The organism is Pelagihabitans pacificus (genome assembly GCF_009371985.2).
GTDB lineage: Bacteria > Bacteroidota > Bacteroidia > Flavobacteriales > Flavobacteriaceae > Pelagihabitans > Pelagihabitans pacificus.
Genome location: NZ_VIKU02000004.1, coordinates 102,918 through 114,088, shown reverse-complemented (window position 1 = coordinate 114,088; position 11,171 = coordinate 102,918). Strand labels below are relative to the sequence as shown.

The window sequence follows — 11,171 nt, the reverse complement described above, 5'->3', positions numbered from 1 at the left end:
CCATAAATGAAAATACATCAAACCAATCAAGACTAGTTTGACAAAAAAATAGTACGACAACCTGGATTACGCCTGCTGGGGCGGTTGAAAAAGGCCCTCTTGGGCCAAGAAACGGTAAGAAGCTTGATAAAAATAGTTGGAATCTTCGTCGGACTTGATTTCAAGAGCGGCGGAATACTCCGTTGGCTGATTCAACACAAAAGCGGAAAGCGAAGCTGTTTGGCACTGGTGTTGAAAGGGCAGTTGCTCATGATCCTTCTTCTCCTCTTGATGTTTTTGGCTGTGTTCTGCCTCGAGTTCACCATAGTGTTTGGAGATAAAGACAACGAAATTGTCCCCATATTCCTCGGCGTGAAATTGGGCATGCTCGATTAACTCGTCCAATTCGACAATATCTTTCCAATGGATATTGAAGCTTTGAAAGAGGATGAGCGTGGAAACTACTATGCTAACAAATTTTATCATACGACGACTATCATAAAGATAGCCTTTTTTCAGGGCAAACCCTAGTAGATAAAGAAAAACATCCAACAGGCCCATTTGTAAGAATTGGGTATTCCCGGAAGATTGCGTTGAAGAAACCAAGAAAGGAAACGCCGTTTCATCATACTGTTTTCACTGATTGCACTTGACTCCAAAAGACCTCGTTATTACTTCTCAGGCAACACCTTGTCAAAACCAAGGCTAATGCGTAAGTTTAACTTCTAAATCAACGTGGCATGCATTGTAAAAACTATCTTCTAGTTTTCCTATTTGGAATACTCACCTCGGCCGCTATCTCCCAAAAATCCCATTTTTCCTATCTCGATGTCTTTGATCTGGAATATGTATCGGATCCCCAAATTTCTCCAAACGGTGATTGGGTGGTCTATCGCAGAATGGTATTTGACGTGATGAAAGACGTCACCGTGGGCAATCTCTGGATGATACGGTCCGATGGTTCGCAACATCGAAAGCTGACTTCCAGGGAGGTTTCCGAATCAAGTCCTAGATGGTCCCCGACCGGTGACCGCCTAGCGTTTTTAAGCAATACGGACGAAGGTTCCGAAATCTATATGTACTGGATAGGTTCAGGAAGCATCGCAAAAATCACGCAACTGCCTTTTAGTCCCAGTTCCATTACCTGGTCTCCCGATGGGAGTCAACTTGCCTTTTCGATGAATGTCGAAAAGGCGGCTCCGGTATTGGCCAAAATGCCCAAAAAGCCTAAAGGTGCCAAATGGGCCGATGCCCCTAGGATTACAGACCGGGTCTATCATGAGGCCGATGGGCGAGGGTATATAAAGCCGGGGTTCAATCATATTTTTACGATTCCGGCACTAGGGGGTGCCCCTCGACAGCTTACTTCGGGAGACTATCATCACAGAGGAACTTTATCCTGGTCCAGTGATGGTCGTAAACTCTATTTTTCCGGGAACAGAACACCGGATTGGGAGTATGATTTCAGAAATAGTGAAATCTATTCGGTCGACGTGCGTACGGGAGAAATCGAGTCGCTGACCGATCGAAACGGACCTGACCGGAACCCGATCGTATCGCCCAATGGCCGATATATCGCCTATATCGGTTTTGAAGATAAGGTACAGGCGTATCAAGTTCGAAAACTTCATATCATGAATGCCGACGGAAGCAACAAAAGAGTACTTTCCAGCGATTTGGACCGAAGTGTTTCAAACTTGGTATGGGATGCCAAAAGTGAAGGCCTTTTCTTTTCGTACGACGATAAGGGAAATAGCAAAATCGCGCACATCCCGCTTAACGGGAAGGTCAGGAAATTAGCGGATAATATGGGAGGTACTTCCATCGGGAGACCCTACGCAGGCGGCTCTTTCAGTGTTTCCAATAATGGTACCATCGCCTTCACCCAAACGAGGCCGGAATACCCGTCCGAATTGGCCGTGGTCAATAGCAAGACCAAAAAAGCATCCAAAATAACCACACTCAACCGGGCTTTGTTGGATTTTAGACAGTTGGGAGAGGTGACCGAGGTATGGTACAAATCGAGCGTTGACCAACGTGATATTCAAGGGTGGGTGGTCTTTCCACCGCACTACGATGCCAATAAAAAATATCCTTTTTTGGTAGAAAACCACGGCGGACCCATCTTGAACTATGGAGACCGATTTTCTGCCGAGATGCAGCTGTATGCCGCCGCTGGATATATCGTTTTCTATCCAAATGCCCGAGGCAGTACCAGTTACGGGGAGGAGTTTGGCAACCAGTTGTACAACAACTACCCCGGGGAAGACTATAACGATGTGATGGATGGGGTGGATCATTGTATTGAAAAGGGTTGGGCCCATGAAGATCAACTCTTCGTCACGGGTGGAAGTGCCGGGGGCATCATGTCGGCCTGGATAATCGGCAAGAACAACCGCTTCGAAGCGGCCGTGGTCGCCAAGCCCGTCATGAATTGGATCAGTAAAACCTTGGTGGCCGACAACTATTTTGGCTATGCCAATAGCCGTTATCCCGGCCAACCCTGGGAAAATTTTGAGGGTTATTGGAAATTTTCCCCGCTTTCGCTCGTTGGTACTATAGAAACACCGACCATGGTGATGGTAGGCATGAACGATTTACGCACCCCTCCCAGCGAGGCCAAACAATTGTATCATGCGCTCAAGTTGCGGAAGATTCCCACGGTACTGGTCGAGATTCCGGGAGCAAGCCATGGTATAGCCAACAGGCCCAGTAATTTGATCACAAAAATCGCCCATACCTTGGCCTGGCTCGAAAAATACGGTGGGGCATCACTTGAGCAAGAGGAGTAACCAAGTGGTCACCGACGGACGAAATGCTAGCAATAAAGACGAAACAGCGATTATGAAGAAAAAACGGCTTTGGCTTTGGAACCTTCTCATTGTGCTTACCGTTATCGTATGCCTGTTGGCATTTCTGGCCCACTCGAAGAACTGGACCAAAATCAAACCGGATAAAATGCAGCTACTGTCCGGATTTTATTATAAAGAGCTGCAGTTTTCCGATATTGACAGCGTGCAATGGGTTGAGAAAATACCACCGATGGAACGGCTAACGGGGTTTTCGGCCTTTGATAAGGGAAAAGGCATTTATAGGGAGTTCAAGGATTCCCTTACCGATGAGAAGGTATACGTATACGTGGATAATTTCTCGTCGCAGAAAATTAGGTTGGTCTACAAAGACTCTTTACAACTTTATGTAAACATGAAAGACTCGACCGACACCGAGGCCCTGTTTCAACTGTTACAAAGTAAAATCGCAATGGAAGAACCCAAATAACAGTAGTCAGGTTTTTGTTCTAAAAATTCTAATAACGAGTTCGCTATGGCTAAATCGATTTTTTTATTGGTACTATTCCCGGTACTTGTTTGCTCCCAAAATACGCTTACAGTATCTGTCAAAGGGGTAAAGTCTTCAGAAGGGAATATCAGTATCGGCCTCTATACAGATGCGGAAGGCTTCCTCAAGGCCGATAAAATATATAAAGGCTTGTTCCAAAAAGCACAAGAAGGAACCACCACTGCCGTTATTGAGAATTTGCCCAAAGGCACTTATGCCATAGCAGTGTACCATGATGAGAATGCCAATGAAGAGTTGGACACCAACCTCCTCGGCATTCCCAAGGAACCGCTGGGTTTTTCAAAAGGTAAACTCAAGACGTTCGGCCCTCCCGATTTCGAGGAATGCGCCTTTCGGCTTGATACAGATCAAGAGATTCTTGTTACAATCAAGTAAGTATCCATTAAATTTCAAGATTTTGTTAATTCGTTGTACGGCATATCATTATGTTGTATTTTGAAATACTAATCGATAAAACAAAAATCATGGAAACAAAGGAAATTGCGAGCAAACTGGTAGCATGGTGCAAAAAGGGAGATTTTGAATCGCCCTATCAGGAACTCTATAGCCCCAAAATCGTAAGTATCGAAAACGACGGAAAAGGAGAGGGTGCTTATGTGGAAGGCTTTGAAGGTATTCAAAAGAAAGGGGAATGGTGGCAAGAAAATTTTGAAGTACATAATACAAGTGTTTCCGAACCGATTGTGGCAGATAATTGGTTTTCAGTAAAATTCGAGATGGACACTACCCACAAACCGTCGGGACAACGTTCGACCACATCGGAAATAGCGGTCTATGAGGTAAAGGAAGGTAAAATTGTGAAAGAGCAATTCTTCTATGACGAACAGGGGTAATACCCTAGTTTGTAAAAAGGATAAAATTAAAATAGAGGGTGTCTAAAAAGCAAGCCTGAATGTCATATTGAGCCTGTCGAAATATAGAAGGTTTTGATAATCAAAAATCGGTTTCGACATGCTCAACCTAACAACAAGACCAAATGGATTTTTTAGACACCCTCTTTGTTTTCGTTTCAATGTAATTTGTGCCAAACTAGTGTTAAATCCTTTTCTGAAACGATTGTTTCATTATATTTGTACTATATTTTTTGATAAATGCCAAGAATAGAGGAATTTGATAGGGAATCGGTGCTCAAGAATGCCATGAACGTTTTTTGGGAGAAGGGCTATAATGGCACTTCCATGCAGGATTTGGTCGATGCAACCGGATTGAACCGCTCTAGCCTCTACAATTCCTTTGGTTCCAAGCTGGAACTGTATCAAGACACCTTGAAACATTATCAGAAAGAAACCGGTGGAATGTTCCAAAAAGCATTGGTCAAGGCTAAAAACCCCCTAGAGGCAATTCGTTTAATTTTTGAGAGTTTCCTACCGGAGATTATCTCCGATGAAAAAAGCAAGGGCTGTTACTCGATGAACTGTAAAGCGGAAATGGGCAATCAGGACAAGAATATACGACAGTGGCTCCTGAACACACAGGAACAGTCCTTACAGCTTTTTCAGAATTTGATAAAGAGTGGTCAAGAACAGGGCATCATCAATAAAAGACTCGATTGTAGAACGTATGCATACTATGTGTTCAATACCTTTCAAGGGTTTCGAATGACCGGGATATTGGTAAAGGATAGGACTGTTCTTAAAGGTATTATCGAGCAGACAATCGATTTGTTGAAGTAATTTTTTTATCAATTTTTGAAACGTTCGTTTCATAAAAGCAGTTTTATCAAATAAGTAATATGTATAATCTCCCCGTTTCAGGGGAAGTAAAATCAGTGTAAAATGAGCAATTTTAGTGGAAAAACAGTAGTAATTACCGGAGGAACAAGTGGCATCGGCCTTGCCACCGCCGAAGAATTTGTTAAAAGGGGAGCCCATGTAATCATCACCAGTCGCAAACAAGAAAATATCGACAGCACTTTGTCCAAGCTGGGGGCCAACGCCAAGGGAATCGTAAGCGACGCCGGGAAAACCTCCGATTTGTGGAAACTTCGCGAAGAAGTGGAAAAGCATGTCGACGCCATTGATATTCTTTTCGTCAATGCGGGCTTTGGTAAATTCAATTCCCTGGCAGAAACCAGCGAAGAAGCATTCGACAGTCAATTCAACGCCTTGGTCAAGGGTGGATATTTCACGGTTCAACAACTGGCTCCGATACTTGCGGATGGAGGTTCCATTATTTTCAATACCAGTGTCGTAACCGATATCGCCATGCCCGGAGCCAGTGTTTACGGGGCGGCCAAAAGTGCCGTTCAGTACCTGAACAAAAGTTTCGCCAACGAATTAAAGGAACGGAATATTCGTGTGAATGCCGTGAGCCCCGGACCCATCGGGACCAATTTTTTCAATGAAGCCGGGGTTCCCCAAGAGCAGCAAGAGCAAATGGCGGGGGCCATCCTGTCGCAAGTACCAATGAATCGTTTTGGGGAACCTTCGGAGATTGCAAAAACCGTATTATTTTTAGCTAGCGAAGACGCCAGTTTTATCACAGGTCATGAAATACAGGTAGATGGCGGAATGGTACAGGTATAGCTTTTGCCGAACATATGAAAAACCCACTAAATGTGAAGCATCTGGTGGGTTTTTCCTTTTGATCCCTTTTTAGTCAAATCGTCCTATAGATTGAAAATAGCACTGAGGTTGTACCCATTCCCCATGCAATAGGTATCTTTGGGCCAAACAGTTTTCCATGGTTCTTTTAGCGCAGTTCGTAGGAGCATTATATGGCTTGTTGGCCATCATCTTTGGGGCATTTGGTGCCCATGCCCTGAAAAAATCTTTTTCCTCCGAGCAACTCAAAAGTTTCGAGACCGGGGTCAAGTATCAGATGTACCATGCCATTTTACTGCTGGTGTTAAGTTTTAACCTCAACCTGGAAACCACCTTGGAGCGCAGTATGATCTACTGTTTTGTACTCGGTACTTTTTTGTTTTCCTTTAGCATCTACGCATTGACTTTCAGTGCCTCAAAAGGGAAAAAACTTCGAATAATGGGTCCCGTTACACCCTTGGGAGGGCTTTTTCTCGCATTAGGTTGGGCTCTGTTGCTCTACTATTTTATCGAGGAATTCATATAGTTTTGGACTATTCCTCCGAACACTATGCTTTACCTATGTATACCACACTCCCCTCGCGTCACAGTCTCAAATACATGTTCCCGTTAATGGTATTCAAGCGCAAGCTACTTGTGGCGTTTTCCGTGCTCCCCGCAATTTTTTGTCCTATATGCCGGTTTGAGAATTTGAACGTCAGTTTTTCATCCGCATATATGTTCCCGTGAATGGTTTCCGCAGTAAGGCTCGTATTCACCATTCGTAGATCGATCTCCCCGTTAATGGTCGAAAGGTCCAAGGTACCCGAATACTTGGCGATTTCGATATCACCGTTGATCAGGTCAGCGGTAAATTCGCCTTCAATGATCTCTGATGTTAAATCCCCGTTGATACTGCTCACTTTAAAACGCGCATTTTTTGGAACGTAGAGGGCATAGTTGAATTCGGTCAAATCGCCTGTATTGTAACAGTTTCGTTTCTTGGATGGGTTTTTGGCGAGACAGTCTTTGCGATAGGCCTCAAAAACCGGCTCTGCTTTGGAGGTAATTCGCATTTTTGTCGGGTTTACGTCAAAAATCAACTGATATAGTTCTTGAAATTCAGGGTCTTCGGTGTAAATATCCGCCTTGAGATACACTTGGTTCCTTTCCCAGGTCTTGACCTTGATATCGGAGGCAAACTTTACATCGAGTTCAATATACTGATTGGTATAATCAATGTTCTTTTCAATTATTTTTTGTGCTGAAAGTGCTAGGCTGATGAGGCCTAGGAATAGTGTAATACTAATTCTCATGACTGTTCGTTTTTTCTTTTACTAAATTGTTTTAGTTATTCCCTACTGTTTTCTCAGATAAATATTTCCATTGGTCGACTTTAGCCTGATGGCCACGCCGCCGTTGTTCAGTTGTCCTTTCACCTTTCTCCCGGAAATGGACTTCAGTCCATCTTTCTCGGGCCTGCTCAGGTCAAAATTCGTATAAATATCCCCGTTCCAAGAGCTTAACTCCATATTGGCCGAGGTATTCCCGGGCAAGGTCACATCGATTTCTCCGTTGGTGGTGGTGATGATAATTGGCGAGTCCTGCATAATTTTGTCAAACACCACCTTGATTCCCTGATTTAAGGAATAGGCGGTTATGGGACCTGATACATTCTCCAAAATAAGGCCGCCATTCAAATTCGCATTTGCCTCTACTTCCCCGGTAAAGCCTTCGATACGGATATCCCCATCCCACGTATTGGTGACCGATACGTTTTGGGATTTTGGCAGATAAATCTCCGCTCCCTTTGACTTCATCAGGTTTGTGACGATCATGTTGTTACCCGCCTGTACTACGTTGAAACCTATGTCGGTATTATCGGTACCGCCCGCGCCGACCAATTTGAGTCCTTTTGCCCTCTCCGGAATCGGTTCGCTTTGGGACACCTTAATCAAAAGTTCCTCTTTGTCATGGGTCTTTAATGTAATTTCGGATTTGGTTTCGATTTTTACCCATTCGACTCCGTTCAGCGGTTTGCTGAAATCCGATTGTGCCGAAAGGTTTTGGGAAGCGACTACTATCGCAATGGATACAAGGATTTTTTTCATGATTTTCGTTTTTTGATCGTTATATGATTTCTGGTAATACTTGTTTTATTTCCGCTTTGACAAACGGTTGGGTCCCTTCCTGTTCCAATAATTCCTTAAGGGCGCCTGCTGCCTTCTTTTCCTGGACTTTTACCAAGTTTTGAATCAATGCTATCTGTATACTTGGGTTTTTCTCGGTCGACAACGCTTTTATAAACGCCTCCTTTACAATTTCGGACTTGGTAAATTCGGATAATGCCTCCAATGCGGCCAAGCGAACATTTGCATTTTCATCGTGATGCATGCGATCCACCAAGGCTTCTACAATGGCATCATCGGGATCGGTGAATCCGTTGATATAACCGACTCCTTGGATTCGTTTGCTGGCCGATTGGTTCTCCATCAGCGACAGCATAGCGGTCTGCTTGGCCTCGAGGCCTTCGGTCTTTAGCGCCACAATCTCAATCTCGGATTCCGTTTCTTGCTGATACTTTCCGAACATGAAAGCCCCTACCAATAGAACGATGCTGGCCGCTACCTTCAATATGTTTGCCCATGGGAACCTGGTGGCCTCGTCTTTCGGGGATAAGGCGACTGTTTCACGTTCTTGACGTTTCTCCTGCTCCAAGTGTTCCAGAAAAGTGCTGCGCACCCGCTCTGTCGGCACTAGAGTTTCCTCCTTGGCCATTGCTTCGAAAAGAAGCTTGAACTCTTCCAACTCGGAGGCACAGGCCGAACATTCCCGCAAGTGGGCTTCCACCTGTTGTTTTTGTTCGTTATCCAAGGTTTGGTCCAGGTAATCGGGGAGCAAATCGGTGATATGTTTCTTTTCGGTCATCATACATTTTCAAAATAAATCGTTTTTAATTTTTTTAAGGCCCTGTTCACCTTTGTTTTTACGGCGCCTTCGGTACTTCCTACGATGTGCGCAAGCTCTGCGTATCGAATCCCTTGAAAGCGGTTCATGATCACTAGTTCCCTATCGGAAGCTTCCAACTTTTCCAGTGCCATGTGCAAATGTGAATACGCCTCTTCTTTCTCCTCGGGCATATTCGCCAAACGAAATTCAACGGTATCGATATTCTCATTGTTTTCCTTGTTCCGTCTGAAATGGGTATTCAAACTATTTCTAGCAATTGTAAACATCCAGGAGACAAAGTTGCCGTTATTATACGATTTGCGGTACCTCATCAACTTGTAAAAAACATCCTGCGTTAGGTCTTCGCTCAACATCCTGTCCCTCGACATCTTATACAGAAAGTTGTATACATGCACATGATGGCGTTCAAATAGCACCTTTAGCATATCAAGATTGCCATTTGCAACTTGCTGCATCACTAATTCGTTCGAAGGCTCTTTCAACGGTTTCCTAGTTGGTGTTCATTGGTATATAGTCTGGAAATTACAAAAGGTTACAGCAGGAAGCGAAAAAATTTGGAAAGTGGACCCCTATAAGGGAATCGAACCCTTGGGGCTATCTTTGAGCATCGGTTTAAAATGCCCACCGCGCTCCTTGATTGGCAATCAATGGTCTGTTGATGATCCCAAGACCTTGGTCTTAGTCGCCCAATTCGACTTGTGACGTAAATTCCTTGATGGCCTTGTTCGGCTCGATGATATCGTAGCCCGCCCAGAAAGTAGGGTCATAATTTGGCATGTAGGTAGGCAGTAAGTTATTATTCTCCTTAAACGCCTCATACGTGCCCGAATTAATAGGGTCAAGATCAAAAACCACCAGCTCGTATCGATTGGTGCTTCCAAAAGCGGCGTCAACCTTGAGCGACAGCTCGTTTTGCTTTCGGCGCCCTTTTACATTCTTGTTCTTCTCGATAATCTTTACAGGTCTTTTAAAACCTATACGGTTGCCTTTCTCTATATTGTAATAACGTAGGTGGTACTTTTCATTATCCCCTTTGGAAAAAATAATGCTTCCCCTAGCCAAGTATTCATTAAGGGAAACCCCCAATAATTTGAACTTACGCAGGGGCTCAACATTCTCAAAATCCATTCGGATAACGGCAAAATCATCGGAATTCACAAAAATTCTACCCTGAAATTCCTCGGACCTTTTGGGCTTGAAACCGATAACGTAGACGGCATCATCCCCTACATACGTGAAATTCTCCAGTATCAAGTCGTACCTTCCCGGTTTAAAAAGTACATTGTAATCGGTGTCCTCAAAAATAGGCAGGTTGCCATATAGGTTGCCCAAGGTCTCCCGCTGGTATTTTGAAAAGAATTTCTTCCTATTTTCCTCGTTCTTCTTTTTTTTCTCCAATTCTTTTTGAAGGGCAACGGCATCGGTAGAATCCACTTCCGTGATGCCCAATTCGAGCGAATCGATCTTTGTGCCGAAGATTCCGGATTTTATTTTAAAATAGGAATCGGTCTTCACGTTTGCCTTGATGATCTTGTTGAATTTCTCTTCCAATTTGTCATAATCCAACTCCCTGCTCTTATCGTACAGCTCCGAAGCCTTGATCAGGTCCAGTTTTTGCTCCTCACTATCACTTGCACCGTACAGATCTCCGAGGATTTCGGTATAGAACGTACTGCTTTTGGGTACCGTTCTGATGACACTGTCCAAGAACTTTTTGTTAAAGGCATCGATGGTTGATTTTTTCAGGGTGTAATCTGTCTTTATGATGTTGTTCCGGAATGTTTGTCGTAAAAACAACCGCTTTTTGGAGTACCCTTGATGGTAATTCTTGACGAGATTTTTTTCAACCTCCTCGATAATCTCCTTAGGGGTATACTTTTTATTGGTAACGATGACCGGGTTAAGCTCAATAGCTTTCGCGGGCAGATAAATAACGTTCTCAGTGAATTCGTTAATGGGTTTTCCCAGGGATGCATAACCGATACAGGAAAGAAATAAGGAATCGGTTTCTTTGATGGAACCATCCAAGCGAAATGTAAAACGTCCTTCTTCGTTGGTAATCATCCCTTTGTTGTTCAGGCGAACGGTCACATAGGGAATCGGCTTTTTGGTAGCCGAATCCAGTACTACCGAGCTAAGCTGTTGCGCATAGCCCTGGAAGCCCAGGATCAGCGCCAAGAGGGATAGGTGTTTTATGGTCATCGTTGGCATTATATCTATCGTGAAAACAAAAGAAGGAATACCCTTTTAACTTACCGACCCCTTTTTGATTTCCTTAATACGGATTTATCCTTTTTTTAACGAATCGAAAAACGAACTATAACGAGGAAGACGTGTCTT

13 protein-coding genes are annotated in these 11,171 nt (G+C 43.9%); 7 read left to right on the top strand and 6 right to left on the bottom strand.

The genetic code is table 11. The annotated features are described in order from the left end of the window. Positions 1-66: 66 nt before the first annotated feature. Positions 67-465, bottom strand: coding sequence for a hypothetical protein (locus tag FK220_RS13645; protein WP_152574902.1), 399 nt, complete (start codon positions 463-465; stop codon positions 67-69). Positions 466-719: 254 nt separating this feature from the next. Between FK220_RS13645 and FK220_RS13640 the strand changes: the two genes are divergently transcribed. The 7 genes from FK220_RS13640 to FK220_RS13610 all read left to right on the top strand — a co-directional run bounded on the left by FK220_RS13640 (position 720) and on the right by FK220_RS13610 (position 6,408). Next, positions 720-2,771 carry a S9 family peptidase gene (locus FK220_RS13640; RefSeq protein ID WP_152574901.1) on the top strand — a complete coding sequence of 684 codons (2,052 nt, stop codon included), beginning with the start codon at positions 720-722 and terminating at the stop codon, positions 2,769-2,771. A 52-nt stretch (positions 2,772-2,823) separates the two neighbouring features. Continuing rightward, positions 2,824-3,258: a hypothetical protein gene (locus tag FK220_RS13635; protein ID WP_152574900.1), complete on the top strand. Its 435-nt coding sequence runs from the start codon at positions 2,824-2,826 to the stop codon at positions 3,256-3,258. Positions 3,259-3,303: 45 nt separating this feature from the next. After that, positions 3,304-3,714, top strand: a complete 411-nt coding sequence (locus tag FK220_RS13630) for a DUF2141 domain-containing protein (protein ID WP_152574899.1) — start codon at positions 3,304-3,306, stop codon at positions 3,712-3,714. 89 nt (positions 3,715-3,803) lie between these two features. Next, entirely contained in the window at positions 3,804-4,172 is a 369-nt protein-coding gene (locus FK220_RS13625; RefSeq protein WP_152574898.1) for a nuclear transport factor 2 family protein, read from the top strand. Between the two features lie 258 nt (positions 4,173-4,430). After that, positions 4,431-5,012: a TetR/AcrR family transcriptional regulator gene (locus FK220_RS13620; RefSeq protein ID WP_152574897.1), complete on the top strand. Its 582-nt coding sequence runs from the start codon at positions 4,431-4,433 to the stop codon at positions 5,010-5,012. 102 nt (positions 5,013-5,114) lie between these two features. Further along, positions 5,115-5,864: an SDR family oxidoreductase gene (locus FK220_RS13615; protein WP_152574896.1), complete on the top strand. Its 750-nt coding sequence runs from the start codon at positions 5,115-5,117 to the stop codon at positions 5,862-5,864. Between the two features lie 157 nt (positions 5,865-6,021). Next, complete coding sequence (locus FK220_RS13610; RefSeq protein ID WP_152574895.1) at positions 6,022-6,408, top strand: DUF423 domain-containing protein; 387 nt, start codon at positions 6,022-6,024, stop codon at positions 6,406-6,408. A 58-nt stretch (positions 6,409-6,466) separates the two neighbouring features. On the opposite strand, the gene FK220_RS13605 is transcribed toward FK220_RS13610, so the two are convergent. The 5 genes from FK220_RS13605 to FK220_RS13585 all read right to left on the bottom strand — a co-directional run bounded on the left by FK220_RS13605 (position 6,467) and on the right by FK220_RS13585 (position 11,033). After that, entirely contained in the window at positions 6,467-7,177 is a 711-nt protein-coding gene (locus FK220_RS13605; protein WP_152574894.1) for a DUF4097 family beta strand repeat-containing protein, read from the bottom strand. A 42-nt stretch (positions 7,178-7,219) separates the two neighbouring features. Beyond that, complete coding sequence (locus FK220_RS13600; RefSeq protein WP_152574893.1) at positions 7,220-7,972, bottom strand: DUF4097 family beta strand repeat-containing protein; 753 nt, start codon at positions 7,970-7,972, stop codon at positions 7,220-7,222. Between the two features lie 19 nt (positions 7,973-7,991). Further along, positions 7,992-8,792 carry a zf-HC2 domain-containing protein gene (locus FK220_RS13595; protein ID WP_152575208.1) on the bottom strand — a complete coding sequence of 267 codons (801 nt, stop codon included), beginning with the start codon at positions 8,790-8,792 and terminating at the stop codon, positions 7,992-7,994. Next, the gene (locus FK220_RS13590) at positions 8,789-9,286 is read right to left on the bottom strand and encodes an RNA polymerase sigma factor (protein ID WP_152574892.1); all 498 of its coding nucleotides are present in this window, start codon (positions 9,284-9,286) and stop codon (positions 8,789-8,791) included. Before FK220_RS13590 ends, FK220_RS13595 begins: the two co-directional genes overlap by 4 nt. A 223-nt stretch (positions 9,287-9,509) precedes the next feature. After that, complete coding sequence (locus FK220_RS13585) at positions 9,510-11,033, bottom strand: carboxypeptidase-like regulatory domain-containing protein (protein WP_152574891.1); 1,524 nt, start codon at positions 11,031-11,033, stop codon at positions 9,510-9,512. Positions 11,034-11,171: the final 138 nt, after the last annotated feature.

Excerpts from the sequence above, each read along its gene's own strand:
- FK220_RS13620 (WP_152574897.1), top strand. The coding sequence starts at position 4,431 with ATGCCAAGAATAGAGGAATTTGATAGGGAATCGGTGCTCAAGAATGCC.
- FK220_RS13625 (WP_152574898.1), top strand. The coding sequence starts at position 3,804 with ATGGAAACAAAGGAAATTGCGAGCAAACTGGTAGCATGGTGCAAAAAG.
- FK220_RS13615 (WP_152574896.1), top strand. The coding sequence starts at position 5,115 with ATGAGCAATTTTAGTGGAAAAACAGTAGTAATTACCGGAGGAACAAGT.
- FK220_RS13590 (WP_152574892.1), bottom strand. The coding sequence starts at position 9,286 with ATGCAGCAAGTTGCAAATGGCAATCTTGATATGCTAAAGGTGCTATTT.
- FK220_RS13595 (WP_152575208.1), bottom strand. The coding sequence starts at position 8,792 with ATGATGACCGAAAAGAAACATATCACCGATTTGCTCCCCGATTACCTG.
- FK220_RS13645 (WP_152574902.1), bottom strand. The coding sequence starts at position 465 with ATGATAAAATTTGTTAGCATAGTAGTTTCCACGCTCATCCTCTTTCAA.
- FK220_RS13585 (WP_152574891.1), bottom strand. The coding sequence starts at position 11,033 with ATGACCATAAAACACCTATCCCTCTTGGCGCTGATCCTGGGCTTCCAG.
- FK220_RS13610 (WP_152574895.1), top strand. The coding sequence starts at position 6,022 with ATGGTTCTTTTAGCGCAGTTCGTAGGAGCATTATATGGCTTGTTGGCC.
- FK220_RS13640 (WP_152574901.1), top strand. The coding sequence starts at position 720 with ATGCATTGTAAAAACTATCTTCTAGTTTTCCTATTTGGAATACTCACC.
- FK220_RS13605 (WP_152574894.1), bottom strand. The coding sequence starts at position 7,177 with ATGAGAATTAGTATTACACTATTCCTAGGCCTCATCAGCCTAGCACTT.
- FK220_RS13635 (WP_152574900.1), top strand. The coding sequence starts at position 2,824 with ATGAAGAAAAAACGGCTTTGGCTTTGGAACCTTCTCATTGTGCTTACC.
- FK220_RS13630 (WP_152574899.1), top strand. The coding sequence starts at position 3,304 with ATGGCTAAATCGATTTTTTTATTGGTACTATTCCCGGTACTTGTTTGC.
- FK220_RS13600 (WP_152574893.1), bottom strand. The coding sequence starts at position 7,972 with ATGAAAAAAATCCTTGTATCCATTGCGATAGTAGTCGCTTCCCAAAAC.